25 protein-coding genes and 1 riboswitch are annotated in these 26,792 nt (G+C 65.6%); of the genes, 13 read left to right on the top strand and 12 right to left on the bottom strand.

Going from position 1 to position 26,792, the window contains the following annotated elements:
* Positions 1 to 43 precede the first annotated feature (43 nt).
* The 4 genes from K1X15_RS01915 to K1X15_RS01900 all read left to right on the top strand — a co-directional run bounded on the left by K1X15_RS01915 (position 44) and on the right by K1X15_RS01900 (position 4,919).
* Positions 44 to 1,264 (top strand): cell surface protein, encoded by a 1,221-nt coding sequence (locus K1X15_RS01915; protein WP_220305818.1) that lies wholly within the window; start codon positions 44 to 46, stop codon positions 1,262 to 1,264.
* Between the two features lie 29 nt (positions 1,265 to 1,293).
* Positions 1,294 to 2,232 carry a DUF6384 family protein gene (locus tag K1X15_RS01910; RefSeq protein ID WP_220305817.1) on the top strand — a complete coding sequence of 313 codons (939 nt, stop codon included), beginning with the start codon at positions 1,294 to 1,296 and terminating at the stop codon, positions 2,230 to 2,232.
* A 4-nt stretch (positions 2,233 to 2,236) separates the two neighbouring features.
* Positions 2,237 to 3,787: a coiled-coil domain-containing protein gene (locus K1X15_RS01905; RefSeq protein ID WP_220305816.1), complete on the top strand. Its 1,551-nt coding sequence runs from the start codon at positions 2,237 to 2,239 to the stop codon at positions 3,785 to 3,787.
* Positions 3,788 to 4,187: 400 nt separating this feature from the next.
* Positions 4,188 to 4,919: a gamma-glutamylcyclotransferase gene (locus K1X15_RS01900; protein ID WP_220305815.1), complete on the top strand. Its 732-nt coding sequence runs from the start codon at positions 4,188 to 4,190 to the stop codon at positions 4,917 to 4,919.
* 101 nt (positions 4,920 to 5,020) lie between these two features.
* Here K1X15_RS01900 and K1X15_RS01895 read toward each other — a convergent pair whose 3' ends face one another.
* Positions 5,021 to 5,419 (bottom strand): VOC family protein, encoded by a 399-nt coding sequence (locus K1X15_RS01895; protein ID WP_220305814.1) that lies wholly within the window; start codon positions 5,417 to 5,419, stop codon positions 5,021 to 5,023.
* A 3-nt stretch (positions 5,420 to 5,422) separates the two neighbouring features.
* A complete protein-coding gene (locus tag K1X15_RS01890) occupies positions 5,423 to 6,094 on the bottom strand; it encodes a response regulator (RefSeq protein ID WP_220305813.1) in 672 nt (223 codons plus the stop codon).
* Positions 6,095 to 6,271: 177 nt separating this feature from the next.
* Between K1X15_RS01890 and K1X15_RS01885 the strand changes: the two genes are divergently transcribed.
* The 3 genes from K1X15_RS01885 (at position 6,272) to K1X15_RS01875 (ending at position 11,687) form a co-directional block, all read left to right on the top strand.
* Complete coding sequence (locus K1X15_RS01885) at positions 6,272 to 9,859, top strand: peptidoglycan-binding protein (protein WP_220305812.1); 3,588 nt, start codon at positions 6,272 to 6,274, stop codon at positions 9,857 to 9,859.
* Between the two features lie 143 nt (positions 9,860 to 10,002).
* Entirely contained in the window at positions 10,003 to 10,929 is a 927-nt protein-coding gene (locus tag K1X15_RS01880; protein WP_220305811.1) for a sulfite exporter TauE/SafE family protein, read from the top strand.
* Positions 10,926 to 11,687: a TIGR02186 family protein gene (locus K1X15_RS01875; RefSeq protein ID WP_220305810.1), complete on the top strand. Its 762-nt coding sequence runs from the start codon at positions 10,926 to 10,928 to the stop codon at positions 11,685 to 11,687. Before K1X15_RS01880 ends, K1X15_RS01875 begins: the two co-directional genes overlap by 4 nt.
* On the opposite strand, the gene pdeM is transcribed toward K1X15_RS01875, so the two are convergent.
* Positions 11,684 to 12,349, bottom strand: coding sequence for a ligase-associated DNA damage response endonuclease PdeM (gene pdeM, locus K1X15_RS01870; protein ID WP_220305809.1), 666 nt, complete (start codon positions 12,347 to 12,349; stop codon positions 11,684 to 11,686). The two genes, K1X15_RS01875 and pdeM, sit on opposite strands and share 4 nt — an antisense overlap.
* Positions 12,350 to 12,387: 38 nt before the next feature.
* Positions 12,388 to 14,874: a ligase-associated DNA damage response DEXH box helicase gene (locus tag K1X15_RS01865; RefSeq protein WP_220305808.1), complete on the bottom strand. Its 2,487-nt coding sequence runs from the start codon at positions 14,872 to 14,874 to the stop codon at positions 12,388 to 12,390.
* A 70-nt stretch (positions 14,875 to 14,944) separates the two neighbouring features.
* Between K1X15_RS01865 and K1X15_RS01860 the strand changes: the two genes are divergently transcribed.
* Together K1X15_RS01860 and K1X15_RS01855 are read left to right on the top strand one after the other, a co-directional pair.
* Entirely contained in the window at positions 14,945 to 15,616 is a 672-nt protein-coding gene (locus K1X15_RS01860) for a nucleoside/nucleotide kinase family protein (RefSeq protein ID WP_220305807.1), read from the top strand.
* Positions 15,617 to 15,680: 64 nt separating this feature from the next.
* Positions 15,681 to 17,027 carry an MATE family efflux transporter gene (locus tag K1X15_RS01855; protein WP_220305806.1) on the top strand — a complete coding sequence of 449 codons (1,347 nt, stop codon included), beginning with the start codon at positions 15,681 to 15,683 and terminating at the stop codon, positions 17,025 to 17,027.
* Here the strand turns inward: K1X15_RS01855 and K1X15_RS01850 are convergent.
* Both K1X15_RS01850 and K1X15_RS01845 read right to left on the bottom strand, forming a co-directional pair.
* A complete protein-coding gene (locus tag K1X15_RS01850) occupies positions 17,010 to 18,116 on the bottom strand; it encodes a quinone-dependent dihydroorotate dehydrogenase (RefSeq protein ID WP_220305805.1) in 1,107 nt (368 codons plus the stop codon). The two genes, K1X15_RS01855 and K1X15_RS01850, sit on opposite strands and share 18 nt — an antisense overlap.
* Entirely contained in the window at positions 18,113 to 18,472 is a 360-nt protein-coding gene (locus K1X15_RS01845) for a DUF952 domain-containing protein (RefSeq protein ID WP_220305804.1), read from the bottom strand. The genes K1X15_RS01850 and K1X15_RS01845 overlap by 4 nt, the downstream gene beginning before the upstream one ends.
* Positions 18,473 to 18,601: 129 nt before the next feature.
* On the opposite strand from K1X15_RS01845, the gene K1X15_RS01840 reads away from it, so the two are divergent.
* Positions 18,602 to 19,252, top strand: coding sequence for a S24 family peptidase (locus K1X15_RS01840; protein ID WP_220305803.1), 651 nt, complete (start codon positions 18,602 to 18,604; stop codon positions 19,250 to 19,252).
* Between the two features lie 7 nt (positions 19,253 to 19,259).
* On the opposite strand, the gene K1X15_RS01835 is transcribed toward K1X15_RS01840, so the two are convergent.
* The 3 genes from K1X15_RS01835 to K1X15_RS01825 form a co-directional block, all read right to left on the bottom strand.
* A complete protein-coding gene (locus tag K1X15_RS01835; RefSeq protein ID WP_240549628.1) occupies positions 19,260 to 19,457 on the bottom strand; it encodes a type II toxin-antitoxin system HicA family toxin in 198 nt (65 codons plus the stop codon).
* On the bottom strand, positions 19,457 to 19,690 hold the full coding sequence (locus K1X15_RS01830) for a DUF1902 domain-containing protein (protein WP_220305802.1): 234 nt from the start codon (positions 19,688 to 19,690) through the stop codon (positions 19,457 to 19,459). The genes K1X15_RS01835 and K1X15_RS01830 overlap by 1 nt, the downstream gene beginning before the upstream one ends.
* Before the next feature lie 66 nt (positions 19,691 to 19,756).
* A complete protein-coding gene (locus K1X15_RS01825) occupies positions 19,757 to 21,370 on the bottom strand; it encodes a lysine--tRNA ligase (protein ID WP_220305801.1) in 1,614 nt (537 codons plus the stop codon).
* A 145-nt stretch (positions 21,371 to 21,515) separates the two neighbouring features.
* Here K1X15_RS01825 and K1X15_RS01820 point away from each other — a divergent pair, with 145 nt between their 5' ends.
* Positions 21,516 to 21,926 (top strand): tellurite resistance TerB family protein, encoded by a 411-nt coding sequence (locus K1X15_RS01820; RefSeq protein ID WP_220305800.1) that lies wholly within the window; start codon positions 21,516 to 21,518, stop codon positions 21,924 to 21,926.
* Here the strand turns inward: K1X15_RS01820 and K1X15_RS01815 are convergent.
* Positions 21,923 to 22,525, bottom strand: a complete 603-nt coding sequence (locus tag K1X15_RS01815; protein WP_220305799.1) for a TetR/AcrR family transcriptional regulator — start codon at positions 22,523 to 22,525, stop codon at positions 21,923 to 21,925. The two genes, K1X15_RS01820 and K1X15_RS01815, sit on opposite strands and share 4 nt — an antisense overlap.
* Before the next feature lie 77 nt (positions 22,526 to 22,602).
* On the opposite strand from K1X15_RS01815, the gene K1X15_RS01810 reads away from it, so the two are divergent.
* On the top strand, positions 22,603 to 23,235 hold the full coding sequence (locus K1X15_RS01810; RefSeq protein WP_240549627.1) for a DUF2306 domain-containing protein: 633 nt from the start codon (positions 22,603 to 22,605) through the stop codon (positions 23,233 to 23,235).
* Here the strand turns inward: K1X15_RS01810 and K1X15_RS01805 are convergent.
* Positions 23,229 to 24,020, bottom strand: a complete 792-nt coding sequence (locus K1X15_RS01805) for a transporter substrate-binding domain-containing protein (RefSeq protein WP_220305798.1) — start codon at positions 24,018 to 24,020, stop codon at positions 23,229 to 23,231. The two genes, K1X15_RS01810 and K1X15_RS01805, sit on opposite strands and share 7 nt — an antisense overlap.
* Before the next feature lie 200 nt (positions 24,021 to 24,220).
* Positions 24,221 to 25,429: an O-succinylhomoserine sulfhydrylase gene (metZ, locus tag K1X15_RS01800; protein ID WP_220305797.1), complete on the bottom strand. Its 1,209-nt coding sequence runs from the start codon at positions 25,427 to 25,429 to the stop codon at positions 24,221 to 24,223.
* 40 nt (positions 25,430 to 25,469) lie between these two features.
* Positions 25,470 to 25,545: riboswitch (SAM riboswitch) on the bottom strand.
* 78 nt (positions 25,546 to 25,623) lie between these two features.
* Between metZ and K1X15_RS01795 the strand changes: the two genes are divergently transcribed.
* Complete coding sequence (locus K1X15_RS01795; RefSeq protein ID WP_220305796.1) at positions 25,624 to 26,730, top strand: 2'-deoxycytidine 5'-triphosphate deaminase; 1,107 nt, start codon at positions 25,624 to 25,626, stop codon at positions 26,728 to 26,730.
* Positions 26,731 to 26,792 lie beyond the last annotated feature (62 nt).

Below are 26,792 nucleotides of genomic sequence, written 5' to 3'. Positions count from 1 at the left end.
CCGGCTGTGATGCCGGATCGGCCCAGCCCAGAGGGAGCCCAGGATGACCGACCAAGCGACACAAAGTGCAACCGCGCCCGCCGTTTCGGCGCTTGCCGAAAAGCCGTTGCAGTACCTGGACAAGGCGGTCAACGCCATCCGCGACCTGGGCATCTGGCCCGAAAACCAGGGCGAGCCCCCCATTACCGGGCTCTTGCAGCAGATTACCGAGCTGGACGAGACCCGCGTCATCCTGATCGGCCGCACGCTGAGCCAGGCCAGCGCCTTCAACGAAGTGGTGCGCGAGCAGGTCGCCGCCATGAAGATCGGCGAGCGCTACGAGGACATCACCAAGGGCTTCGATTCCATCCGCGACGATGCCAAGGGCATGGTCGACCAGCTCGCGGACAACAGAATAGACCTCATGGAGCGCGTCTCGAATGTGTGGATGAAGGTCAGCCGCGGCGACATTGCCACGCGCTTCAACAAGATCCGCGACACCTATCTGGAGGTCACGTCGGACACCAAGGACCAGATCGACCGCGAGCACACCATTCTCGAGGCCTATCGCGATTTCCGCGGGGCGCTGAAACAATCCGAAGTGATGGCGCTCGAAGTGCTGCAGACGGCCGAGCAGCGCCTGGCCGAGAAGAAGAACATCCTGCAGAAGGCCGCCGACGAGCTGGCCGCCTATGCCGGGGACGTGCCCGCCGACCGGGCGCGGCTCGAAATGGCGCGTGACGAACGCCTTCGGGAAATGCAGAACGAGGAAAAGCGCTACCAGATCGCCAAGGACCTCTCGGACAATCTGACCATCTCCTACAATACCTCGGAAGTGGTGATGGCGCGGCTGATGCAGACCACCAATGCCAAGGAGCGGGTCTATCAGCAGTCGATCTCGTTCTTCTCGACCAATGAAACCGTGCTGACCGCGCTTTCGGCCTCGTTTACCGGCATGTTCGGCCTGCATGAATCGACCGAGACGCTGAACGCGATGAAGGAAGGCATGTCCAAAAGCCTCGAGACGCTTTCCGAGATCGGCGACAAGGTGCAGGAAGAGGCCATCAAGGCCGGCTATGGCCCGACGGTGCGCGCCGATGCGGTCAAGAAGCTGGTCGACAGCGTGGTCAACTTCCAGGAGAAGAGCCGCACCATCATCAACGAGATGCGCGTGGCTTCCACCAAGAATTCCGCCGAAATCCGCGATGCCGTGGAAGACGGCAAGCGGCGGCTGGCGACATTGGCAGCTGAGGGCAATGCCCTGCTGCTCGAAACCCGGAACTGAGGCCAACGGGATATTGGTGAAAGCACGGCATGAGTGACGCGTCGGCGAAGGCCGCTGCCCCTCTCGATGAAGTCATGCTGGCGATGGACGTGGTGGACACGCTCCGTCACCGGCAGGACCTGGTTACACGCGAGCTCGACGGCGCGGCGCGCGAGGCGCAGCTGATCGAAAGGCTGCGCTCGGTCTATCACCAGCAGGGTATTGAAGTACCCGACCATATCCTGAAGGAAGGCGTGTCGGCCCTGGCCGAGAGCCGCTTCACCTATGTGCCGCCGGGCCCCAGCCTGGGCCGGACGCTGGCGCGCCTCTATGTGGGCCGTCGGCAATGGGGGCGTCCGGTGCTGCTGGCGCTGGTGGCGCTGGCGGCCCTGGGCATCGGTTATTTCGGCGTCTGGCAGCCCTATCAGCGCGGCCAGGCCGAGCAGGCCCGGATCGAATTGAGCGAGGGCCTGCCGGCGCAGATGGATGCGCTCTACCAGACCATCTATGACGAGACAAAGGTGCAGCAGGCGGTGACCGACGCCGAGGCGCTGGTCAGCCGTGGCAAGGCCTTTGCCGCCGAGGGCAATCGCGCGGGGGCCGAGGACGCCGTGGCGCGCCTGACGGCGCTGCGCGACCAGTTGCGCCAGCAATATGCGCTGCGGGTGGTCAATCGCGAGGGCGTGCAATCGGGCTTCTGGACCTTCCCCGAGGTCAATACCGATGCCACGAACTATTATGTCGTGGTCGAGGCGATCGACCCCGATGGGGAGGCGCTGTCGCTGCCCATTCTCAACGAGGAGAATGGCGAGACCGAAACGGTGTCGATGTGGGGCGTGCGCGTGCCCGAGAGCGTCTACAATGCCGTGGCCGCCGACAAGCAGGACGATGGCATCATCCAGGCCAATCTGGTGGGCCGCAAGTCCGACGGTTTCCTTGATGTTCAATACGCCGTGCCGGTTCTGGGCGGCGCGGTGACGCGGTGGTAGGCCCATGAGCATTCGCGGCCCACAGGCCCTTGCCAGTCTTGAAGAAGCCATGCGCGACATCCGGCGCGAAGAGGACGAATTGTCCAAGCGCGTGGCCCGCACGGCCGAGCGGCTGAGCAAGACGCGGGAGCAGGAAGCCGAGCTCTTCCGGCAATTGGCGCGGCTGCGGCTCGACCCGGCCGTGCAGGCCGAGCTGGACGGACAGATTTCGGGCGCCGAGACGCGGGCGCGCGACATGCTCAAGGCCCATGCCAAGGATGTCAGCAAGGCCGAAAAGGCGATCAGCGCCCTTGATGCCAGCCGCGCGGCGCTGGCCGAGCGGCGGGCCGCTGCGCTTAAGGTGCTGGAAGAGCAGCAGGACAGGCTGACGGCGCTGACCGCCGAACAGGCAGCCAAGCTGGCGACCGATCCCGCCTTTGCCGCCCAGAAGGCCGAGACCGAGGAACTGGACCGCATTGCCGAACAGTCGATGCGCAAGACCGAGCAGGCCGAGGCCGACCGCGAGGACAAGGGCCGCCCCTATCGCGACGATCCGCTGTTCATGTATCTGTGGGACGCCGGTTATGGCACCGCCAGCTACAAGGCGGGCAATCTGACGCGCTATCTCGACGGGCTGGTGGCCGACCTGGTCGGCTTCGCTAAGGCGCGGCCCAATTATGCCATGCTCAACGAGATTCCCCTGCGGCTGCGCGAGCATGCCGAGCGGCAGGAGGCCAATGTGGCGGCTGCCGAAGCCCGGCTGGCCCAGATGGAAATCGCAGCGGTCGACGCGGCCGGGGGCAAGCCCATTCGCGAGGCCATTGCCAGGGCGCAGGCCGAAATCGAAAAGCTCGATGCCGAAATCACCACGATCGAGGATCAGCGCGACGCGGCGGCCGGCCAGTTGCAGGCGCTGGCCGAGGGACGCGACCCGGCCTTCGAGGGTGCGGCCAACGACCTGGCTGCGGCGCTGGGGCGCGAGGACATCCAGACCCTGCTCAGCGAAGCCCGCAAGACCCGCACCGCCCAGGACGACACGATCGTGGCGCAGATCGACGATGCGCGGGCGCGCATGCGCGAGGAAGAGGAAGAGAGCCGCGAGCAGAAGGAACGGCTGAAAACGCTGGCGGCCCGGCGGCGCGAGCTGGAAGACATCCAGTGGGAGTTCAAGAAACAGCGCTTCGACGATCCGGGCTCGAGCTTCCGCGAGGACAGGCTGGTGGGCGATTTGCTCAACGATTTCCTGCGCGGCGGCATTTCGGCGGCCAGCTATTGGGACCAGTGGCGCAAAAGCCAGAACTGGGCGCCGGGCAGCGAATGGGGCGCCGGCTACAAGCCCACGCGCCGCTCGGGCGGCAGCAATCCGTGGCCGCCCAGCGGCGGCGGCTTCCAGTGGCCCGAAGGCAGCTTTGGCGGCTCGGGGAGCAACAAGAGCAAGTCGAAAGGCGGCTTTGGCGGCGGGTTCGGCGGCGGCTGGGGCGGTGGCGGCTCGTCTGGCGGCGGGTTCTCGCGGCCCCGGACGGGATCATCGGGCACGCGCAAGACCGGCGGCTTCAAGACCGGTGGCGGGTTCTGAGGAGCCGGGCTGGCGTGGGTAGTGGAACGGCCGCTGCTGGCCAGCAATAGTACCACGCCTCTGTTGCTTGCCTGGCATCCGTGAACCAAGCAAATTTCTTGTTTACCCGCAGACGGGGGCGTATGCTTTCTTGGTATCCACAGGTCGGGCTGGAGGATTCAAGCATGTTGTTTCGACGCATATTGCAGTTGCTACAACGCCATCCTCCGGATGCAGGACGTCGCGATGACGGGATGGCCGACGCCGATTTGAACCGCGCATTCTCCTCGACACAAAACTGCGATGTGAAAGTGTCTGCGGCTCGTTCAGCCGATATTGATATGGTGCCGCCAAACCAACGGTGAGCGACAGCGGCACGTCCATGCGCAGAAGCTGTGTTTGGCAGCGGGCGGAGTGAGATATGTCTTCGACCAACCGACAGATGCGGCTGAGTGAACGACACGTTGCTTTGGTGCACCGGACCATTTCAGATCCGGGACCGCAATTGCTCGATGGCTTTCGACCGGCGACGGAGAGCGACTTTGCCGAGACCGTCGCGCACATCATGCGCGAGCGACCGGCAGGGCCGCTGTGGCTGTTTGGTTGCGGATCGCTGATCTGGATGCCGGAGACAGCATTCGAGGAGAAAGCAAAGGCTGTGGCGCATGGGTGGCGCAGGCGCTTCTGCCTCGGCTGGGACTATCGCTTCCGCGGCAATCGCGAACAGCCCGGCCTGATGATGGTGCTCGATCGCGGTGGGCAGTGCAGTGGCGTTGTCTATCGGCTCCCCGAGGTGGGGCTGGAGGCCGAATTGGACAAGCTCGTCAGGCGTGAGATGAGCATGGTTCCCACGGCCTTTCCAAGGCGCTGGATCAATGTGGTGACCGCGCAAGGACCGCTTGTGGCCCTGACTTTCGCGATGGACCGAACAAGTCGTCGGTATATCACCGGGCTGAGCGAAGACGAACTTGCCGATGTGCTGGCTACTGCCTGTGGATTTCGCGGCTCCATGGCCGAGTATCTGTTGCAGACAGTGTCCAAGCTCGAGGAGCTCGGCTTTCACGACAAAAGCCTGTGGCGGTTGCAGGAAAGGGTCGCTGCGAAGATTGAAGCCGCCCATGCCGGTGCATGGTCAGGAACACCCGAGCCGTGATGGCGGCTGCGTTCGTGTCAGCGCAGGCGCCCCGGTCGGACCGGTCGTGGCCCTCGGGACACGCCCGCGGACGGCTCCTGGTTTGCTCGTGCGGAATACGCTCAGTTCGCCGTCGGCGTTGCCATCAGTTCCCAGACATTGCCTTCGCTGTCCTCGAAATAGGCCGAATAGCCCCATTCGGACTGGGTGCCGGGGGTGATGATGGCGCCGCCGGCGACCAGCACGCGCTCGAGGATTTCATCGACCGCTTCGGGGCTTTCGGCGCGGTGGCTAAGCACGAAGCCGGGCGTGCCTTCGAGGCTTTCGGGCTTGCCGGCGGTCTGGGCGATCTGGTCGCGCGGGAACAGCACGAAGGAAAATTTCTCGTCAAAGAAGAAGGCGACGTGGTCCTCTCCGGCACCGATCTGGTCGTCGGCAATGTCGAACAGGGCCCGGTAGAAGGCGAAGGCGCGTTCCAGGTCGTCGACACCGATGGTGATGATGGAAATTTCGGGCTTCATGGCTCAGACCTTGTCGCCGCCGGTGGAGAACAGCGCCTCGAACTGCCCGTCCTCGATGCGGGCCGCGGCGATGACCGCCTGGGTGCGGCTATCGACATCGAGCTTTTGCAGGATGGCCGAGACATGGGCCTTCACCGTCGCCTCGGAGATGGACAGCTCATAGGCGATCTGCTTGTTCATCAGCCCGTCGCTGAGCATCATGAGCACCCGCACCTGTTGCGGGGTGAGGGTGGACAGCCGCTTCATGAGCGCGGTGTGATCGTCCTCGCCGCCCAGAGTCGTCCCGACGGGCACGAAGACTTCGCCGGAGAGCACGGTTTCTATGGCGCGGCGGATTTCGGTAGGTCCCACCGATTTGTGCAGGTAACCGGCAGCGCCCAGCTCGAAGGCGCGGCGGACGACGGTGGCGTCCTCGACGGCGGAGATGATCATCACCGGAATGTCGGGATATTGCGCGCGCAGCAGCAGGAGCCCGGAAAAACCACGCACGCCGGGCATGTTGAGATCGAGCAGGACGAGGTCGCAATCGCGGTCGGTTTCCAGCGCGGCGCTGAGGCTGTTGAGATCGCCCGCCTCTTCCACGCTCACCGTGGCGTCGCCGCCCGCAAGGGTCTGCCTGAGCGCAGCCCGGAACAGCGGATGATCGTCAACGATGATGATGCGGCGGCGCGTCATGGCTCTGAACCTGATTCCCTGGGTCGTAACAGGACCTGAATCGCACGGATTCCCGGCACTTGCCCTTGCATATTGCGACAATGCTTAACGGGTTCTTTACCATGTTTTCTCAAGAGTGAGCGTCATACCTTCGTGTTGAATCGCGAGGGGTCCGTCTGTTTTGACGAAGGACCTGTCATGCCCCGCGCCTACACCCACTCGGACTACACAGATCTGGCCCATGAGGGCGGTGCGGGCGAGTGGCAGGCCCTGCGCGGTGAACTGGTCGCCCTTCTCGACAAGGTTGAGAGCCATTACGGCCAGGCCGAGGCCGAACCTGCGGCGCCTGCCATGACGGGCCTGGCGCAGCGCGTCCGGCATCTGCGCGATCAGGTCGGCGTGCCCGAAACCAGTTCGCGCCGCCGCGAGGCGCTGCGGACGGTCAAGCGCGCCGTGGACCGGTTCACCGAACGCGACAGCCATCCGGCTGACGCCGACGAGACGGATGACCTGACGGCGGCCATTGCCGAAATCCGCAGCCGCCAGGGCGCCGCCCCGACACCGACGCCGATGCGCCGGCAGAACGATCTTCCCGAAATCCGCGAACTCGGTGCGCTTGTGGGGGGCATGAGCCAGCGGCTCGAGCGCCTCGAGGGCGAGTTGAAGACGCAAAGGTCGAGTGCCGGCCATGTGCGCGAAGTGGCCAGCCAGGTCGAGCAGTTGACACAGGTGGTGGAGCTGCTGGCCGGGGCCATTGGCGAGACCGGCCAGGTCAAGCGGCTTGAGGCCCAGATCGCCGCGCTCGGCGCCATGATCGAGGAGACGCCGCGGCACGACCTGTCGCTGCTCAATGCGCGGCTCGACGACGTTTCGACCACGGTTGGCAAGCTGGCCGAACTGCAGGCCCAGCAGATGGAGCGCGAAATTGTCCGCGACCAGCGCCGCAATGCCGAAAGCAAGGCCGATCCGGCGGCAGTGCTGGCCCCGGCAATGCAGTCGATCGAAGACAGCGTGCGCAATGTCTATGACCGGATCGACGCCATCGAGCGGTCGGTGGCGCTGTCGTCCGGCGACTTCGAGCGCCTGACCAGCGAGATGGCCGCCTTCACCCAGGCCATGCAGGACAAGGCCGGTTCGCCCGATGCCCTGGCCGGGCGCATCGAACAGGTGCTGGCGCGGCTGGACGAGGCCGGTGGCGGCAATGAAGAGGTGGCGGCGCTCAAGGCCGAGATGGCGGGCCTGCGCAATGCCGTGCTGCAGGGCATGGAGCCGCGCTTTTCGCGCATCGAGGGGCAGATCGAAGCGCTGAGCGAGCGCATCGTGCCGGTCGACACCTCCGCCGTCGAAAGCCAGCTCAAGACGCTGATGGCGCGGATGGACGATGCCGGCGCCCAGCTCGACGGACTTGCCCGGCTCTACAATTCCGAAGAGCGGCCGGACCTGGAATCGCTGGCCACCATGGTGGCCGAGCGCACCAGCGAGGCGGTCAGCCGCAAGGCGCCTGCCCCCGTCGCCATGTTCGGCCCGGATAGCCTCAAGAGCATCGAGGACCGACTGACCGGGCTCATCCGGTCCGCCGGCAAGACACCCGATTATGAACAATTGGCCGACCTGGTGGCCGCCCGCACCTCCGAGGCGATCAAGGTGCCCGCGGCAGGCGGGTTGAGCGAACAGAACATCGAAGCGCTGGAAAAGCGCATGACCGCCCTGCTCAACACGGCCGGCAAGGACACGGCGGAGCGGCTGACCCGGCTCGAAGCCGTGCTGGCCGGCAAGGCTGAGCCGAGCCCCGCAAAGGCGACTACCGCCAAGGCTGCCCCGCGCGCCGAAGCCATGCCCCCGGCCGAGCCGCCGGCAGAGGACCAGTTCGCCCAGGTTCTGGGCGCGCGCGAACCGGAGCGGGGCAAGCTCGATGCCATCCTTGCCAATCTGACCACGGACCGGCGGGACGCCATGCCTGCCAATCCGGCAGACGAGGCGCCGCTGATCGACCCCGGCTTCCGCGACACTGCCCCGGTCAAGTCCGCCCTGGCGGCCAAGACCAGCGCACCCGAGGCAATCAGAAAGCCGGCCGGGACGCCGCCCGCGCCCGAAGCGCCGCATTTTGACCCCGACACGGCCGAACGCCCGCCGCGTCCACGGTCCAGCTTTGCCGAGCTGGACGAGGACCCCTTTGCCCGCATCGCCCGTCCGGCCGCCGACAAACCGGCGGAAGCGCCGGCGCCGGCCTCGAGCACGAGCACGAGCACTTTCGTGGCTGCCGCCCGCCGCGCCCAGCGCGCCAAGCAGGACGAAGCGCAGAGCGCCGAAAGCAATTCGCTGATCGCTCGCGCCCTGGCCCGGGTGCGCTCGCGCAAGGAGGCTGCGCCCGAAGCGGTGGATACCAAGCCGGCGCCGGCCGAACGGGAGCCGCGGCGCCCGCGCAAGGCAGAAAAGACCGAGAAACCCGAGGCACCAGCCCGCGCAGCCGCCAGCGTTGCGCCTGTCGCTCCGCCCCTGCCGGAAGCCAAGGCCGAGGGTCCGAGCTTTCTGACGCGCAACCGGCGGCCGCTGCTGCTGGCAGCGACACTGGTCGCGGTCTCGATGCTGGCGCTCAACCTCGTGATGCAGCGCATGAATGCGCCGGCGCCGGCGGCCGTGAGCGCCACCCCGGCCGCTACGGATAATCCCGCGCCCTCGGACGACCAGTCGTCGGTGGTTCCGCCCCGGGTCATCGACATGGTCGATGTGACCGCGACCGGCTCGATCAATCCGGGCGAGCCGATGAGCTTTGGGCGCGCGACCGGCCTGGCTCCGTCGACGCCCATGCCGCCGACGCTGAAGGCCGAGAGCGGACGCATCGCGCTGGCTGTGCCCGAGGCCGAAGAGGCTCCGGTCGTAACCGGATCGATCGCGTCGCCCGCGCCCGCTGTCGCTGCCATTCCCGAAAGCTTTGACCTGCCGCCAGAGGCGGTTGGCCCGCTCGAGCTGCGCGAAGCGGCCGCCAAGGGCAATGCCCAGGCGCAATTCGAGGTGGCGGCCATCTTCGGGGAAGGCCGCGTCGTGACCAAGGACCTCGAGGAATCGGCGCGCTGGTATGAGCGGTCGGCGGCCCAGGGTTTCGTGCCCGCACAATATCGGCTGGGCAATCTCTACGAGGTCGGCTCCGGGGTCGAAAAGGACCTCGAACAGGCGCGGCTGTGGTACCAGCGCAGCGCCGAGGGCGGCAATCGCATGGCCATGCACAATCTGGCGGCCCTCTATGCCGGTGGCGAAATGGGCGAACAGCAGTTCGAACTGGCCGCCGAATGGTTCGCCAAGGCGGCCGAGCGCGGCATGACCGACAGCCAGTTCAATCTGGGCATGCTGCATGCGCGTGGCCTGGGCGTCGAACAGGATTTCGAGCAGTCGTTCAAGTGGTTCTCGCTGGCGGCGCGCAATGGCGACCAGGATGCGGCCAAGGCCCGTGACGACATTGCCAAGTCGCTCTCGGCCGAGGCTGTGGGCCGGATCAATGACGAGCTGGCAGGATGGACGCCGCAGGCGATCGACCTTGCTGCCAATTTCGCGCCCATCGGCACCTGGTCGAAGGATTTCGATCCCGGAACGGCCATCGCCAATACCGAGGTGATCGCCAAGGTGCAGCAGGCGCTGGCGCGGCTCGGCTTTGATGTGGGCACGCCCGATGGCGTGGCCGGCCCCAAGACCCGCGACGCCATCAAGGCCTTCGAGAGGGCCACCGGCATGAGCGAGATCGGGGCGATCAATCCGCGGTTGCTGGCGGTGCTGGGAAGTCAGCCGGTCTAGGGGCATCAAGCCATTTGACAGCGTCATGGCCCGGTCGTAAGCCCGGGCCATATTTTTTTCACCCGCCAGGGCGGGCCTTACCTCTTGTTGACGGACCATCCCTTAGGATGGGCCGCGAAACATCGTTACGGGACCTGAGGATCTTGCAGATCTATCTGCCGATCGCCGAGCTTTCCGTGAACCTCTTCTTTCTCGTGGGGATCGGAGGGGCGGTCGGATTTTTGTCGGGCCTGTTCGGCGTCGGCGGCGGCTTCCTGTTGACGCCGCTGCTGATCTTTTCGGGTGTGCCGACCGCCGTCGCGGTGGCCTCGGTCACCGGCCAGGTGGTGGCGGCCTCGACCTCGGGTGCGCTCAGCCATTATCGACGCGGCGGCGTCGATCTCCACCTGGCGATGTATCTGATCCTTTCGGGCATATTGGGCGCCTTTGGCGGCGTTGCGGCCTTCGACCTCCTCCGCGATGCGGGCCAGCTGGACCTCATCATCGCACTGGGCTTCCTGGTGCTGCTCGGCTTTGTCGGCGTGCTGATGCTGCAGGAGTCCGTGCGGGCGCTGCTCAAGCGCCGGCAGGGCATCGTGGTGCGCGAGCGCCTGCCCAACCAGCATAGCTGGATCCACGGCCTGCCGCTGCGCGTGCGCTTCAAGAAGAGCCGGCTCTATATCAGCGTGCTGCCGGTGCTGATCATCGGTCTGTTCATCGGTTTCGTTGGCTCGCTGCTGGGCATTGGCGGCGGCTTCATCATGGTGCCGGCGCTGGTCTATCTGCTGCGCGTGCCTGGCAATGTGGTCATCGGCACCTCGCTGGCGCAGGTGGTGGCGATGATGGCCGCCACCACCATCCTGCATGCGGTGCAGAGCCAGAGCGTCGACATTCTCCTGGCCTTCTGCCTGATGGTGGGCGGCACGGCGGGCGCCCAGTTCGGCGCGGCGGCCGGCAAGCATCTGCGCGGCGAACAGCTCCGGGGCCTGCTGGCCCTGCTGGTGCTGGCCGTGGCCATCCGGTTCGGCCTGTCGCTGGTGCTGACGCCGGACGACGTGTTCTCCATGGCGGCGGGGAGCGTAACGCGATGATGCGGCTTATCCTCGCCCTTTTCGCCCTCGTCTGCGCCGTGCTGCCCGCGGCGGCCGAGCGGCTGGTGTCGAGCGTCTCGACCGAAACGGTGGAGATCACCTCGAGCTTTGATGGCGAGCGGTTGACCTTTTTCGGCTCCATCGCACCTGATGCCGGCGCCGAGCAGCGCTATGTCGAAGGCCCCTTCCATGTGGTGGTGGTGGTGCTGGGCCCCACGCAGGACCGCGTCGCGCGCAAGAAGACCAATAATTTCGGTATCTGGCTCAATACCGAGCAGGTCGCATTCAAGGGCTTCCCGACCTATTTCCACGTGCTATCGAGCGCCCGGCTGCGTGACATCACCGATGTGAACACGCTGACGACCAATTATATCCTGCCCGAGTCTCATGCCATTTCACCCAATCCGGCGGGGTGGTGGCAGACCCTGACCTTCGGGCGCGAGCTCATCCGGCTGATGTCGGAACAGGCCCTGTTCGGCGTGCAGGAGGGGGGCGTGCGCTTTCTCTCGGACACCTTCTACCAGGCACAACTGACGCTGCCGAGCAATGCGCCGCCCGGCCCCTATATCGCCCAGACCTATGTGTTCAAGAATGGCGAGATCATTGCCCGCAAGTCCGACGGCTTTGCGGTGCGCAAGATCGGCTTCGAGCGCTTCCTGGCGCTGTCCTCCACCCAGTCGCCGTTTCTCTATGGCCTCGCCTGCGTGGTGCTGGCGCTGTTCACCGGCTGGCTGGGCGGGGTGCTGTTCCGGCGCTAGCCGCCCACCAGCCGCTTGACCGGCACCGGATAGGTGCGGTCGCGGCCCAGCATCACCACTTCCAGCGCCGGCCAGTGGAACAGGCCGAAAAAGGCGGGCGAAAGAATGTTGAGCGCGCCGGTCGAGCTGCCATAGGCGGGCAGGATCATCAGCCGGCCATCATGCACGAAACACGGCTTTCGCGTCGTGCGGCCATCCATGGCAAGGCGCGCCGCGGGATGCAGATGCCCGGCCACAAGGCCCGTCTGGCCCTTTTTCGGCTCGTGCGTCAGGACCAGGCCGTCCAGCTCCAGTTCGGGCAGGCAGGTGCCGCCAATGGCATGAGGCGCCGGATCGTGATTGCCGGAGAGCCAGAGGCAGTCCACGGCCTCGGTAATGGCGTCGAGCCGCATCCGGTCCGCGGGGGTGAGCCAGGTCGCGGCCTCGGGCCGGTGGAAACTGTCGCCTAGCGCAATGAGCCGCCGCGCGCCGGTGCGCCTGAGGTCGGTTTCGAGCCGGGTCAGCGTCATGGCGGTGTCATAGGGCGGCAGCATCTGGCCGCGGCGGGCAAAGCTCGCCATCTTCTCGAAATGCAGGTCGGCGACCAGCAGGGTTTGCCGGGCCCGCCAATAGAGGGCGCCGGTGGACAGAGGCTCGAAATTGTGGCCGGCGAAGCGCAGCACAGCGGTCTCCGTGATCTCCGCCCTTAATGTATTGTCTCTCAACGCCCGGCCGTCGCTTCCCTGAGCAATTCATCCGCTGCGTCAGCCATAGCTGATTCCCGGGCTTCCCCGAAAATGGGTTCCTTGCCGATATCGAGCATGACCGGCACGGCGAGCGGCGAAATCTGGCTGAGGGGTTTGTGGACAATATGGTGGCGAATGCGCGCCAGCATCTGCCCGAGCCGCTCGATATCGAGCAGGCCACGGGCGGCGTCGCGGCGGGTGGCTTCGATCAGGATGTGGTCGGGTTCGTGCTGGTAGAGCACGTCATAGATGATGTCCGAACTCATGGTGATCTGCCGGCCGGTCTTTTCCTTGCCCGGATGGCGGCGCTCGATCAGCCCGGCAATGATGGCGCAGTTGCGGAAGGTGCGCTTCATCAGCGCGCTCTCATCGAGCCAGGCTTCGAGGTCATCGCCCAGCATGTCCTCGGCAAACAGTTCATCGAGGCTGAGGCGCCCGGTGCGGATCAAGGCCGAGAGATCGCCCAGGCCCCAAATGGCCAAGGCATATTCGCTGGCGACGAAGCCCAGCGGGCGGGCGCGCATGCGTTCGAGCCTGCGGGTCAGCAGCATGCCCAGTGTCTGGTGCGCCAGCCGCCCCTCGAACGGGTAGCAGACAAGGAAGTTATTGGTGCCGCGCGGAAAGGTCTCCACAAGCAGGCTGTCGCGGCGCGGGAGCACCGAGAGGTCGCGCTGCAGGCGCAGCCAGTCTGCCACCTGGTCGGGCAGTTTCCGCCACTCCTCGGGACTGTCCATGATGCGGCGCACGCGCTCGGCGAGATAGGTCGAGAGCGGAAACTTGCCGCCCATATAGGAGGGGATCTTGGGGTCCTTGGAAAAGGCGCGGGACACGAAGGCCTCATTGTCCTTCATGCCCTCGAAGGCGACGATCTCGCCGCCGAACATGAAGGTATCGCCCAGCGACAGCGTGCCGAAGAAATATTCCTCCATCTCGCCCAGCACGCGCCCGCCCATGCCGATGGGGCCGGTGGTCCGGCCCTGCTTGAGGCCCCGCGCCCGCACCAGCCGTACGCGGACCATGGGCTCCTCGATGATGGTGCCGATATTGAGCCGGTATTGCTGGGCCACGGCTGGGTTGGCGATGCGCCATTTGCCGTCCGGTGTCTGCTTCAATCGGGCATAGCGCTCATAGGCGCGCAGCGCGTAGCCGCCGGTGGCGACGAAATCGAGCACCTTGTCGAATTTTTCGCGACTGAGCTCGCGATAGGGCCAGGCGCAAAGGATTTCGGCATGGAGCGCTTCGGCGTCGAAGGGTTCGGCACAGGCCATGCCGAGCACGTGCTGGGCCAGCACGTCATAGCCGCCCGGCAACGGGTCCTCGCTGTCCTGGTGGCCCTCGGCGACGGCTTCGACCGCCGCCTCGCATTCGAGCACTTCGAAGCGGTTGGAGGGGACCAGCAGCGCCTCGGAGGGATCGTCGAGCCGGTGATTGGCGCGGCCGATGCGCTGCAGCATGCGCGACGAGCCCTTGGGGGCGCCCACCTGCACGACGAGGTCGACATCGCCCCAGTCGATGCCGAGATCGAGCGTGGAGGTGCAGACCACCGCCTTCAGCTTGCCCGAGGCCATTGCCGCCTCGACCTTGCGCCGCTGCTCGACCGAGAGCGAGCCGTGATGCAGGGCAATGGGCAGCATCTCCTCGTTGATGTCCCAAAGCCCCTGGAACAGCATTTCCGCCTGCGAGCGGGTGTTGACAAAGAGCAGCGTGGTCTTGTGGCGCTGGATGGTCTCGTAAAGCTCGCGATGCGCATAGACCGCCGAATGGCCGGCCCAGGGCAGGCGCTCCTCGGTTTCAAGAATGGTCAGCTCCGGCCGCGCGCCGCCGGTCATGGTCAGCAGATCCGTGCGCCCTCCGGGATGGGGCTGGGCGATCCAGTCGCGCAACAGGTCGGGGCGGGCCACGGTGGCCGACAGCGCGGTGAGGCGCATGTCCGGCGCCAACCTTGCCAGTCGCGCCAGGCCCAGTGCCAGCAGGTCGCCGCGCTTGGAGGTGACCAGGGCATGCAGCTCGTCGAGCACGACGCGCCTGAGGGTCCCGAACATCAGTTCGGCCTGCGGATGGCTGATCAACAGCGCCAATTGCTCGGGCGTGGTCAGCAATGCATGGGGCGGCTTCACCCGCTGGCGCGCGCGTTTGGAGGCCGGCGTGTCGCCGGTGCGCGCCTCGACGCGGATGGGCAGGCCCATTTCGGCTATCGGGGTGGAGAGATTGCGCTCCACATCCACCGCCAAAGCTTTGAGTGGGGAGATATAGAGTGTGTGCAGGCCCTCGAAACCGCCCGCTGCCAGATCGGTCAGCGTCGGCAGGAACCCGGCCAGCGTCTTGCCGGCACCGGTCGGGGCAATCAGCAATTGGCTGGCACCGGCCTGATAGCTCGCCAGCACGTCGAGCTGATGCTGGCGGGGCGCCCAGCCGCGCGAGGCAAACCAGTCCGAGATGATGGGAGGAAGTCGCGGGGCCAAGGATCACCTGCTGCAAATCGCGACCAAGCCTATATGATCGCCCCCGACCATACCAAGGCAGGAGCCGGCTATGCCCCAAGTCATTCACCTGAACCCGGAAAACGTGATGGCGCGGCTCGTGCCGCATATCCTGGAAATGGAAAGCGCCGCCCATGGCCAGCGCATCGCCATCGGTATCGCGGGGGGACCTGGCACCGGCAAGTCGACGCTCGCCGCCGAGCTGGTCGCCATGCTCAATGCGGTCAAGCCCGGCAGCGCGGCGCTGGTGCCGATGGATGGCTTCCACATGAAGCATGCCAAGATCGAAGCCATGGGCGCGACCGATCGCAAGGGGGCGCCGCACACTTTCGAGGGCGCCGAATTCGTCGGCTTCCTCCACCACCTCAAGCATGCCAGCGAAGCGGTCAGCGGGCCCGGCTATAGCCGCAAGATCGAGGACACGGTGGACGACGCCTTCACCGTGCAGCCCGATGTGAAGGTGCTGGTGGTGGAAGGCAATTACCTGTTGCTCACCGAGGGGCCCTGGGCCGGCGTGCGCCCGCTGCTCGATTATGCCGCCTTCATCCATGTGCCGCGCGAATTGGTGCGCAAGCGGCTGATGAAACGGCATGGCGAAGAGGGTCTGTTCTCCGAGGAGCGCAACCGCGCCCATATCGAGCGCAATGACCTGCCCAATTACGATCTTGTCGAGCAGTCCCGCGAGCGGGCGGACGTGATCTTCGAGCTCGATGTGACGCGGTAGTTCCCAGTGACAGGCCATCGGGTCGCCTGATAGGTCTCTTGCCCCCTGACTTGAGTCCCTTCCCATGACCGCCCGTCCCCAGCATCCCTTCGACGTCCGCAGCAAGGATGTCTGGTCCATCGCCCTGCCCGCCTCCATCGCCTTCATCACCGAGCCCATGGTGGGGCTGGTCGATATCACCGTGGTGGGGCGTCTGGGTGATGCGGCCCTGCTGGGCGGGCTGGTGCTGGGCGCGCTTGTCTTCGACGTGCTGTTCTCGCTCGCCTATTTCCTGCGCATCGGCACGGCGGGGCTGGTGGCGCAGGCCGTCGGCGCCCGCGATCCGCGCCACGGGCTGCTGCATGTGGCCCGCGCCCTGATCCTGGGTCTCGGCATTGGCGGGCTGATGATCGCACTGGCCCTGCCGATCCTTTGGGCCGCTGAAGCGCTGCTGGCGCCGCAGCCGGGCGTTGCCGCGGCCCTGGCGGACTACTATTTCGTCCGCATCTGGTCGGCGCCCTTTTCACTGATCAACTACGCGCTTCTGGGCTGGTTCTATGGCCGGGCGGCGGCGCGCACCGGCATGCTGCTGCAACTGGTGCTGCATGGCATCAACATCGTGTGCAGCATCGGCCTGGTCTATGGGCTGGGCTGGGGCGTCGCCGGCGCGGCGGCCGGGACGCTATTGGGACAGATCGTGGCAGCGATATTGGGCCTTGTCATCCTCGTCCGGCATTATGGCGGCATAGCAAACCTGGTTTCCCGCATCGCACCGGGCGAACTGGGCGACGCCCACGCCATCCAGCGCATGTTCGGCCTCAGCCGCGACCTGATGATCCGCTCCATGGCATTGATGGGCGCCTATGCCTGGTTCGCCGCGCAGGGATCGCGCATGGGCGAAATATCGCTGGCCGCCAATGCAGTGCTGCTCAACCTGTTGATGGTGGTGGGGTTCTTCCTCGATGGCATTGCCCAGGCCGCCGAGCAATTGACCGGCAAGGCGGTGGGCGCCAATTGGCGGCCGGCCTATGAGCAGGCCTATCGTCTCTCGATGATCTGGGGACTGGTGATCGCTTTGGGGCTGGGCGCCTTCTGGTATGGCGCCGGGCCGTGGGTCATCGGCCTGATGACCACCAATGAGGCGGTACGGGCGGAGGCGCTGGCCTATCTGCCGATTGCCGCGCTTTGCGCGCTGACCTTCATGCCCGCCTTTGTCTATGACGGCATCCTGATCGGCACGACGCAGAACGTGGTGATGCGCAATGGCATGGTGGTGTCGCTGGTGGTGTTCCTGGCCGCGGCGGCGGTGCTGCAGCCGGCCTGGGGCAATTGGGGCCTCTGGGCCGCGCTCCATTGCTGGTTCCTGGCGCGCGGCGGCATTTATTGGTGGGCACTGGAGCGCAGGAAGGCCGGGTTATTCGGCCTTGCCTGAGGCCCAGTCGTCGGTCCTGGTACCGACCAGCTCGGAAATGTTCCGGCTACCCGCCGCGCGCACCCCGGCGACCAGGCCACGCTTGATGCGGTCGAGTAGGTCGAGGCCGCCAAAGACCAGCGCCGAATAGAGCTGGATGGCATTGGCACCCGCCTCGATCTTGGCCAGAGCCGATTGCGGCGAATGGATGCCCCCGACCCCGACCAGTGGCAGCGCTCCGACGCGCTGGCGCATCTGGGCGAGGCGCCGGGTGGAGAGGTTGAAGAGGGGCTTGCCGGAAAGCCCGCCGGTCTCATCGGCATTCTCGAGGCCTACCACCGGATCGCGCGAAATAGTGGTGTTGGAGACGATCAACCCGTCGAGATCGGTATCGAGGATGACCCGGGCGATGGCGTCCATGCCGGCTTCGTCGAGATCGGGAGCGATCTTCAAAAGCACCGGCACCCGGGTCCTGGCCTTGGCGCGGGCCGCCAGAACCTCGCCCAGCAGCCGCCGCAGCGCCTCGTCGGCCTGCAGGTTCCTCAGCGCCGGCGTATTGGGCGAGGAGATGTTGACGGTGAGGTAATCGGCCAGGTCGGCGAAGCGCTGGACGCCCATCACATAATCGGCGACGAAGTCGGCGCTGTCCTTGTTGGCGCCGATATTGACGCCCAGCGCCGCGGGCACGCGCAGGCCCTTGAGGCGCTCGAAGGCGGCCTCGTGCCCCTCATTGTTGAAGCCCATGCGGTTGATGACGCCTTCGGCCTCGGGCACGCGAAACAGGCGCGGCTTGGGATTGCCCGCTTGCGGGCGCGGCGTGACCGTCCCGATCTCGACCATGCCGAAGCCCATCAGCGCCAGCGGGCGCGGCACTTCGGCATTCTTGTCAAAACCTGCCGCCATGCCGACCGGGTTCTTGAGGTCGAGACCGCAGAGGCTGGTCGCCAGTTCGGGCGGATCGGGATGCTCCTGCTGCGGGGCGAGACCAAGGCGCAGCGCCGTGATGGTGGCGCCATGGGCGGTTTCGGGGTCCATGCGGAGGAGGGCGTCGCGCGTCAGGCCGGCGAGGCCGGCATTGCGCAGCAGTGGCGAAAGCGCGGAAAAGATCATCGCACGGCCTCCGGCAGCGCGCATTGGCCCTCGGCATCGACACTGATCGGCTCCTCCCAGGCGATGGCTGTCAGTGGCAGCGGACCGCCATAGAGATGGGGGAAGGGTTGCCCGCCGCGGGACAGTTCCCAGACCAGGCCCTCGCCCAGATCGGCGGTGCGGACCGCCAGCAGCACGAGGTCGGACTGGCCGTGGAAATGCAGGCGCAGGGTCTCGGCCAATTGCGCGGCGGTGGAAAAATGCATGTAGCCGTCCGCCGCGTCGATGGGCATGCCGTCATAGTGGCCGGCCAGCCGGGCCGGGGCGAAGCTGGCGCTGGTGGTAATCTTGTAGATGAGTTCTGGCGTGTCGGACATGAGCGCGGCCCCCGGACATATGGCTGGCAGCCGGGGTAATGCGGAAAGGGCCGCTTTACAAGGCGAATGCGGCAGGATAGGTTAGGATTGTTTTCCGCTATAAGACATCATTCCTTCTCAGGCACAGCCATGCTCTCACATCGGGCCATTTGGGATGGCATAGACGCGCTGGCGCGCCGCCAGGGCGTGTCCGTCTCGGCGCTGGCCAAGCTCGCGGGGCTGGACGCGACGGCCTTCAATGTTTCCAAGCGGGTGAGCAAGGACGGGCGCGAGCGCTGGCCCTCGACCGAGAGCATCTCCAAGATTCTCGAGGCGACGGGCGAAAGCTTTGACAGCTTCCTCTCCGGCACCGGCGCCTTCCTCGCCATGCCGGGCGGCTTTGCCGAACCGTCGCTGCGCAATATTCCCCTATTGGGTCTTGCCCAGGCCGGTCATGGCGGCTTTTTCGACAGCGCCGGGCATCCGGTCGGCCATGGCTGGGACGAGGTGGCGCTGCCCACGCCGGACGATAGCGGCATCTACGCGCTGGAAATCTCGGGCGACAGCATGGAGCCGCTCTATCGCGAGGGCGACCGCATCGTCGTCTCGCCCACCGAGCAGGTGCGCCGCGGCGACCGCGTGGTGGTCAAGACCCAGGATGGCGAGGTCATGGCCAAGATCCTGGCGCGGCAAAGCGCCAGGCAGATCGAGCTGCATTCGATCAACCCGGCCTATGAACCGCGCATCTTCGACATCACCGATATCGAATGGATGGCGCGGATCATCTGGGCCAGCCAGTAGGGCAGGATCAGAACTTCTTGTCGATGCCGGCCTGCTTCATTACGGCATTTGCCGTGTGGCGCGACAGGTAGCTCTTGTCCACGGTGAAACTGCGCTGCGTGGCAGGGCTGTCCCATATTTCGTGATCGCCCTTCCCAGCCCGCCGGTAAACGCAACCCGCCTCACGCAGGGCGGTGACGATCTCGGCGTAGAAGCCGCGAACCACTATTCGGCCGCCGACAGGTCGATCGGCGACAGGACATGGAAGTCGATGGTTCCGCGACCGGCGGTCGCAACGCCATTTTCGTCGAGCAGTTCGGGCGCGACGTCGAGGACACGCGCGTAGAGGGCATCAAGGGATGGCGCTTCGGTGACAAGGCCGGGAATGTCGTCGCTCGTGGCGACCCAGACGCCAGCTTCGGCATCCCACTGCGCGGTCACCAAATAGCTTCCGGTCATGGAGGCACTCCTTCCGGGCGTCAGAATAGCCGACGTCCGGAAGAAGCGAAACAGTTCGTCGCCGCTTCAGGCCGCCAGGAGCTTGCCCGCCAGCGCGTCGGCGATCAGGTGCCGGGTTTCGCCCACGCCATAGAGCGCGATGAAGGAGCCGAAGCGCGGCCCCTGGTCGTCGCCCAGCAGCACCTGATAGATGGCCTTGAACCAGTCGCGCAGGGGCTCGAACTTGTGCGCCTTGCCGATCTCATAGACCAGGTTCTGCAGGGCCTCGGCATCGGTCGAGCCGGCATAGGCTTCGAGCTGGGCATGCAGGTCCGCGAGCGCTGCGCGTTCCTGATCGGTGGGGGCGCGATAGACCTTGGTGGGCTTCACCTTGTCGTTGAAATAGCGCACCGCATAGCCGGCCAGCTTGTCGAGCTCGGGATGGGTGGCGGCGCTGGCGCCGGGAATATAGCGCGAGATGAAGCCCCACATGACCTTGGTGTCCTGGGCATTGGCCGTGGCCACCAGGTTGAGCAGCAGCGCAAAGCTCAGCGGCACTTCCGGATTGGGCACATCGCCATAATGGACGTGGAAGGCGGGGTTTTCCAGGCGCGCGGCGGCATCCTGCGTCTGGAAGGCAGCGACATGGCTGTAATAGTCGTCGACCGTGCGCGGGATGACGTCGAAATGCAGGCGCTTGGCGACACGGGGCTTGCCGAACATGTAGAGCCCCAGGCTCTCGGTCGAGGCATAGGTCAGCCATTCGTCGATGGTCAGGCCATTGCCCTTGGACTTGGAAATCTTCTGGCCTTCGGCGTCCAAGAACAGCTCATAGACATAGTGCTCGGGCGGGGTGCCGCCCAGGATCGAGCAGATCTTGTCATAGATCGCCTGATTGGTCTGGTGGTCCTTGCCGAACATCTCGAAATCGACGCCGAGCGCGGCCCAGCGCATGCCGAAATCGGGCTTCCACTGCAGCTTCACATTGCCGCCGGTGACCGGCACGGTGGTGTCGCGCCCATCCTCGTCCTCGAAGGTGACGGTGCCGTCCTTGGCATTGACTTCCTTCATGGGCACATAGAGCACGCGCCCGGAAATCGGCGAGATGGGCAGGAAGGGCGAATAGGTCGCCTGCCGCTCGGCGCCGAGGGTGGGCAGCATCACCTTCATGATGTCGTCATAGCGCTCGGCCGCGCGCAGCAGCACGGTGTCGAACTTGCCCGAGCGGTAATAATAAGTGGCACTGGCGAATTCGTAGTCGAAGCCGAACGTGTCGAGGAACCGGCGGAGCATGGCGTTGTTGTGGTGGCCAAAGCTCTCATATTCATTGGTCCAGGGATCGGGCACCGAGGTCAGCGGCTTTTGCAGATGCGGCTCCATCGCCTCCTTGGAGGGGACGGTGTCCGGAATCTTGCGCATGCCGTCGAGATCATCGGAAAAGCAGATGAGCCGGGTCGGGATCTGGTCGCGCGTGAGCAGCCGGAAAGCCGTGCGCACCATGGTGGTGCGGGCCACTTCGCCAAAGGTGCCGATATGGGGCAGGCCCGAGGGGCCATAGCCGGTCTCGAACAGGGCCTCGCCCTTGCCCGACTTTTCCAGCCGTTTGACCAGCTTGCGCGCTTCCTCGAAGGGCCAGGCGCGCGCAGTCTGCGCGGGCTCGAAGAAATCGGGGTCAAGGGCGGGCAAGGTGGCGGGCGACACGGGGTGGCAGCCTTTCGGGAACAGCGAAAAAGGACGAAGCCCGGTCAATGCACCGGAACCGGGCGGACGTCAATGTCGCAGGTGGTTGCGGCGCGCCCGCGCAAGGCCTAGTTCTTGAAGGAACAGCATAACCGGGAACCAGACGATGACCACCGCCCATGATGCCCTGATCCACCTGATGATCGTGGCCGCCTCGTCCGACAGTGCCATGACGGAAAAGGAACTGAGCCGCATTACGGCGCTGATCGACCGCCTGCCCGTCTTTGAGGGCTTCGACAAGTCCCGGCTCGAGGCCGTTGCCAATGACTGCGCCGATATCCTCAATGGCCCCAATGGCCTGGACCGCGTCATCGAGGAGGCCGTCGCCGCCCTGCCCGCCAAATTGCAGGATACGGCCTATGCGCTGGCCGTCGAGGTGACGGCGGTCGACCTGCATCTCGAGCAGGAAGAGCTGCGCTATCTCGAAATGCTGCGCGACCATCTGAGCCTGGATCGCCTCACCACCGCGGCCATCGAAGTGGCGGCGCGGGCGCGGCACCGGCGGTTGCCGAGCTAGGCCTGCCGGTCCAGCTTCCCCAACAGCGCCAGCACATCCTTGACGGGCGCGATCGGCCGGTTGCGCCCCAGCTTGCCCACCAGGGCCAGCACCGCATAGCCGTGAATGAGCGACCAGACCTGGGTCTCGACCACGCCCGGATCGCTGCCGGGCGGCACGAAGGGCGCACAGGCGGTCGCCAGCACGCCATAGGCACGCGCCCCCGCCACGCCCAGTTCCTCTGACTTGCCTGCGAGTGGCCAAACCTGGCGGAACATCAGGTCGAACAGGTCCGGCTGGGCCTTGGCGAAGTCGAAATAGGCCAGACAAATGGCTTCCAGGCGCGCCCGGGGCTCATCGGGTCCGCGTGCGGCTTCCTCCTCCATGGCATCGGCGAACATGGTGAAGCCGCGCGCCGCTATGGCGTCGAGCAGGCCCGCGACACCGTCAAAATGATGCGCCGGTGCGGCATGGGAAACGCCGGCAAGGGCGGCGCATTTGCGCAGGCTGAGGCCGGCAATGCCATCGCGGGCCAGCAGCGCAAGGCCGGCGCCGATCAAGGCCTCCCGCAGGTTGCCATGGTGGTGAGAGGTGCGTTCGGCTGACGAGTCCAGGGTCATGAAGCGCATTATCCGAGCAATCTTGACAGTGTCAAGGAAAGCTGATCTTTACACTGTCAAGTTGATGGAGGACGGCTATGCCGACAGTGATCATTGTTTTGCGGACCGCGCTTTTGTGGATTCTGTGTCTGGGTGTGGCCCTGGTATCCTGGCGCTTCATGGTGGGCGGCGTCGAGGCCACAATGGAGTTTGTCGCCTATCACGCTCACATGCGGCCGATTGCCTTTTACAGCCATGTCATCCTGGCCCCGATTGCCCTGGCGCTGGTGCCCTTCCAACTCTGGGAGGGACTGCGCCAGCGCCGGCCGCACATTCACAGGCTGATGGGCCGGCTCTACGGCCTCGCCATTCTCATTGCGGGACTGGGCGGGCTGTGGCTCGCCATCACCACCATGGCGGGTCCGGTCGCGGGCTTCGGTTTCGGCACCCTGGCGGTGCTGTGGCTGGCCGTGACGGGCTGGGGTATCAGCCTGGCCATGCGCGGCGACCGGGTGGCGCATCGCCGCTGGATGATCCGCTCGATTGCCCTGACGCTGGCGGCCGTGACGCTGCGCATCCAGATCCCGGTGAGCATGATGCTCGATATCCCGTTCGACACGGCCTATCCGGTCATTGCCTGGCTCTGCTGGGTGCCCAATCTCGTGGTCGCGGAGATGATAGTGCGCTGGCCGCGCCGGCCACTGGTCCGGCTACGCGCGGCAGCTCAATAGAATCCAACTGGAAACCAGCGCAGGTACAATTCGTCCAGCGCGCCATTTTCCTTCAACCGCACCAGCGCCCAGTCAATGGCATGACGAACCGGGTCATGCCCGGCCGGCACGGCAATGGTCAGGCCCTGCCCGAACAGGTGCGGGCGGAAATAGGCTTCGCCGGCAAAACCGCAGCAATCGGGGTTTTCGTTGAGCCAGAATGACGCGCGCATGGCATCGCCGAACCAGGCCGCCACGGCGCCCGATTGCACCGCATTGAGCCCTTCGATCTCGCTGGCAAAGCCGACCCGCTCCACATCGGGCAAATAGCGCTCGAGAAACGCCTCATGGGCGCTGCCGCTGCGCACCGCGACGCGCTCGCCCGCCAGGGCTTCAGGACGAAACCCATCAAGGGCGTCGGCGCGGGTCACAAAGCGGCCGGGCAGCGCCAGATAGGTGGAGGAATAGTCGAACAGTTCCCCGTTCTCGTCGGTCATGGCCAGCCCGGCGATGAGTGCGTCGCCCTGGCTGTCGGAAAGGGCATTGGCGGCCTGGTCCCAGGGCCAGGCCTGGATGGTGCAGGCGACATTGACCTCGGCACAGATGCGCCGGGCCAGGTCGATATTGAAGCCAACCAGCTCGCCGGATTGGTCGCGATAGTTGAACGGGGGAAAATCGGTCGTGGTCAGGAAGCGGATCGCCGGGATGGGCGTAAGGCTGGGCAGCATTTCGCGCGCATCGGGATCGGCGTGATAGGGGAGAGACTGAGCGAGCGCGGGAGGGGCGAGGGCGAGGATGCCTGCCACTAGGCCAGCCAGAACGCCCGCCCATACCCCCACTCTTGGTCCTTCTCCCCTCAAATCTCTCCGCCGGAGAGATTTGCCCTTCTGGGCGGGTCGAAGCCCACAAGGGGGAGGGAGACGATGAACACCAGCGCAGTGCCCCTGCGCCTCCCTCCCCTTGATGGGGAGGGAATGAGGGTGGGGTGAAGCGGCAAGCACCATGGCTACACCTGGTCCAGCCCATACATCAGGTCGGCGATCAGGTCATCGGCATCCTCGAGCCCGACGGACAGGCGCAGCAGGCCCGGGGTGACACCGGTTTCGAGGCGCACTTCTTCGGTCAGGCGCTGATGCGTGGTGGTGCGCGGATGGGTGATGAGCGACTTGGCGTCGCCCAGATTGTTGGAAATCAGGATCACCGCCAGCGAATCCGCCAATGTGAACGCCGCCTCCTGCCCGCCCTTGACGTCCAGCGCCAGCAGGGTCGAGCCGCGCTTCATCTGCCGCTTGGCCAGCTCATATTGCGGGTGGCTTTCAAGGTGCGGGTAAATCACCCGGTTGACCTTGGGATGGGTGGCGAGCGCCCTGGCAATCTTTTCGGCGCTGTTGGTCATCTGCTCGACGCGCAGCGCGAAGGTTTCCAGCCCCTTGGTCAGCACCCAGGCGTTGAAGGGCGACAGCGTCGCACCGGTATGGCGCAGGAAGGTGTGCACGTCGCCCTCGATGATCGCCTTCGAGCCCAGCACGATGCCGCCCATCACGCGACCCTGGCCGTCAATATGCTTGGTGGCCGAATAGGTGACGATGTCGGCGCCCAGTTCGAGCGGCTTCTGGTAGAGCGCGGTGGCAAAGACATTGTCGACGATGAGCTTGGCGCCATGGGCATGGGCGATCTCGGCCACGGCGGCAATATCGACCAGTTCCAGCGTGGGATTGGTCGGCGTCTCGATGAACACCACCTTGGTATTGGGCTGCATGGCGGCGGCGAAATTGGCCGGGTCGCGGCCATCGACCAGGGTCGAGGCGACGCCAAAGCGCGGGGCAAAATCCTCCACCACATAGCGGCAGCCGCCGAACAGCGCCTGCGAAGCCACGATGTGATCCCCGGCCCGCACCTGGCTCATCACCGCATTGGTGACCGCCGACATGCCGGTGGCAAAGCAGCGGGCCGCCTCGGCGCCTTCGATCAGCGCCATGCGGTCCTGGAACATGTCGTAATTGGGGTTGGCGAAGCGCGAGTAATTGTGCCCGCCCGTCACCTTGCCCTGGAACAGCAGTTCGGCATGTTCGGAGCTGGGATAGGCGTAGCCGGAATTGAGGAACAGGGCCTCGCTGGTTTCGTGGAACTCGGTCCGCTTGCCCCCGCCATGCACCATCTGGGTCGCCGCCGAGAGCTTCCTGGGGTCAGCGAGGGGATTGTTCTTCCTGGACATCGTCTACGCCTTCAAACAAGAAAACCGGCACGCTTGGGCGGCCGGTTCCAAAACGGTCTTTAGCTATTTGTTTAAAGTGGCTGCAAGCGACCGGCCAAATCACCACTGGATTGTGATGTAAGGCCAATTGGCTGTTGGCGTCAATTGCCGGGGTTGCTAGGGAAGATCAGTCGCGGGGATGGAAGTGTTGCAACATGGCTGAAACCTGGCCGCAGGGCGTCTTTCCGGCGCGATTGATCGAAAAGCTGCATGAGACAGGCGCGATTATCGCCTTGCGCCCGTTCGATGCCGATCAGGTGCAGCCGGCCAGCCTCGATCTCAGGCTGGGCAAGACCGCCTTTCGCGTGCGCTCGAGTTTCCTGCCCGGGCCCAGCCATTCGGTGGCCGAGCGCATCGAGGCGCTGAAGCTGCACGAGATCGACCTCACCAAGGGCGCCGTGCTAGAGCGCGGCTGCGTCTATCTCGTGCCGCTCGAGGAGAGCCTCACCCTGCCGCCCGAAGTCAGCGCCTCGGCCAATCCGAAAAGCTCGACGGGCCGGCTCGACGTGTTCACCCGCGTCATTGGCGACCGGGCCCGCGGCTTCGACCAATTGCCCGCAGGCTATGCGGGGCCGCTCTATCTCGAAATCAGCCCGCGCACCTTCCCCGTGCTGGTGCGCACCGGCTCGCGCCTCAGCCAGATGCGGTTCCGCTGTGGCGATACGCGCCTGTCGGTGGCCCAGCACCAGGCGCTGCACGCCTCGGACACGCTGGTCATCGGCGGCGACCAGCCGGTGGGTGAAGGCGTGGCGCTGTCCATCGACCTTCTGGGCGAGGGTCGCGACGGGCTCGTCGGCTTCCGTTCCAAACGGCATACCGCGGTCATCGACGTCGACAAGAAGGCGGCGCTCGACGTGCTGGACTTCTGGGAGCCGCTCTATAATCGCGGCAAGAGCGAACTGATCCTCGATCCGGACGAATTCTATATCCTGGTGAGCCTCGAGGCGGTGCATGTGCCGCCCACCCATGCCGCCGAAATGGTGCCCTTCGATCCGCTGGTGGGCGAGTTCCGCGTGCATTATGCCGGCTTTTTCGATCCCGGTTTCGGCCATTCGGCCGCCGGGGGCACGGGCAGCCGCGCCGTGCTGGAAGTGCGGAGCCGCGAAGTGCCCTTCCTATTGGGCCATGGGCAGATCATCGGCCGGCTGGTCTATGAGGAACTGGCCGAAAAGCCCGACCGGCTCTACGGCACGGAACTGGGGTCAAACTACCAGGCGCAGACGCTCAAGCTCTCCAAGCACTTCAAGCCCTTCCAAGGCTGAAGCCGACGAACCGAGGGGAGGCTCGCCGGCTTCGAGTTGGCCGGCGGGAGGACACGCCGGCA

Origin of the sequence: Devosia salina, from assembly GCF_019504385.1 — a bacterium.
Taxonomy (GTDB): Bacteria; Pseudomonadota; Alphaproteobacteria; order Rhizobiales; family Devosiaceae; genus Devosia; species Devosia salina.
The sequence above is the reverse complement of the archived record's forward strand: the minus strand, read 5'-3'. Positions and strand labels throughout refer to the sequence as shown.

What these genes read in the sequence shown, in the direction of transcription:
- K1X15_RS01915 (WP_220305818.1), top strand. Translation starts at nt 44, where the DNA reads ATGACCGACCAAGCGACACAAAGTGCAACCGCGCCCGCCGTTTCGGCG.
- K1X15_RS01910 (WP_220305817.1), top strand. Translation starts at nt 1,294, where the DNA reads ATGAGTGACGCGTCGGCGAAGGCCGCTGCCCCTCTCGATGAAGTCATG.
- K1X15_RS01905 (WP_220305816.1), top strand. Translation starts at nt 2,237, where the DNA reads ATGAGCATTCGCGGCCCACAGGCCCTTGCCAGTCTTGAAGAAGCCATG.
- K1X15_RS01900 (WP_220305815.1), top strand. Translation starts at nt 4,188, where the DNA reads ATGTCTTCGACCAACCGACAGATGCGGCTGAGTGAACGACACGTTGCT.
- K1X15_RS01895 (WP_220305814.1), bottom strand. Translation starts at nt 5,419, where the DNA reads ATGAAGCCCGAAATTTCCATCATCACCATCGGTGTCGACGACCTGGAA.
- K1X15_RS01890 (WP_220305813.1), bottom strand. Translation starts at nt 6,094, where the DNA reads ATGACGCGCCGCCGCATCATCATCGTTGACGATCATCCGCTGTTCCGG.
- K1X15_RS01885 (WP_220305812.1), top strand. Translation starts at nt 6,272, where the DNA reads ATGCCCCGCGCCTACACCCACTCGGACTACACAGATCTGGCCCATGAG.
- K1X15_RS01875 (WP_220305810.1), top strand. Translation starts at nt 10,926, where the DNA reads ATGATGCGGCTTATCCTCGCCCTTTTCGCCCTCGTCTGCGCCGTGCTG.
- K1X15_RS01860 (WP_220305807.1), top strand. Translation starts at nt 14,945, where the DNA reads ATGCCCCAAGTCATTCACCTGAACCCGGAAAACGTGATGGCGCGGCTC.
- K1X15_RS01855 (WP_220305806.1), top strand. Translation starts at nt 15,681, where the DNA reads ATGACCGCCCGTCCCCAGCATCCCTTCGACGTCCGCAGCAAGGATGTC.
- K1X15_RS01850 (WP_220305805.1), bottom strand. Translation starts at nt 18,116, where the DNA reads ATGATCTTTTCCGCGCTTTCGCCACTGCTGCGCAATGCCGGCCTCGCC.
- K1X15_RS01845 (WP_220305804.1), bottom strand. Translation starts at nt 18,472, where the DNA reads ATGTCCGACACGCCAGAACTCATCTACAAGATTACCACCAGCGCCAGC.
- K1X15_RS01840 (WP_220305803.1), top strand. Translation starts at nt 18,602, where the DNA reads ATGCTCTCACATCGGGCCATTTGGGATGGCATAGACGCGCTGGCGCGC.
- K1X15_RS01830 (WP_220305802.1), bottom strand. Translation starts at nt 19,690, where the DNA reads ATGACCGGAAGCTATTTGGTGACCGCGCAGTGGGATGCCGAAGCTGGC.
- K1X15_RS01820 (WP_220305800.1), top strand. Translation starts at nt 21,516, where the DNA reads ATGACCACCGCCCATGATGCCCTGATCCACCTGATGATCGTGGCCGCC.
- K1X15_RS01815 (WP_220305799.1), bottom strand. Translation starts at nt 22,525, where the DNA reads ATGACCCTGGACTCGTCAGCCGAACGCACCTCTCACCACCATGGCAAC.
- K1X15_RS01810 (WP_240549627.1), top strand. Translation starts at nt 22,603, where the DNA reads ATGCCGACAGTGATCATTGTTTTGCGGACCGCGCTTTTGTGGATTCTG.
- metZ (WP_220305797.1), bottom strand. Translation starts at nt 25,429, where the DNA reads ATGTCCAGGAAGAACAATCCCCTCGCTGACCCCAGGAAGCTCTCGGCG.
- K1X15_RS01795 (WP_220305796.1), top strand. Translation starts at nt 25,624, where the DNA reads ATGGCTGAAACCTGGCCGCAGGGCGTCTTTCCGGCGCGATTGATCGAA.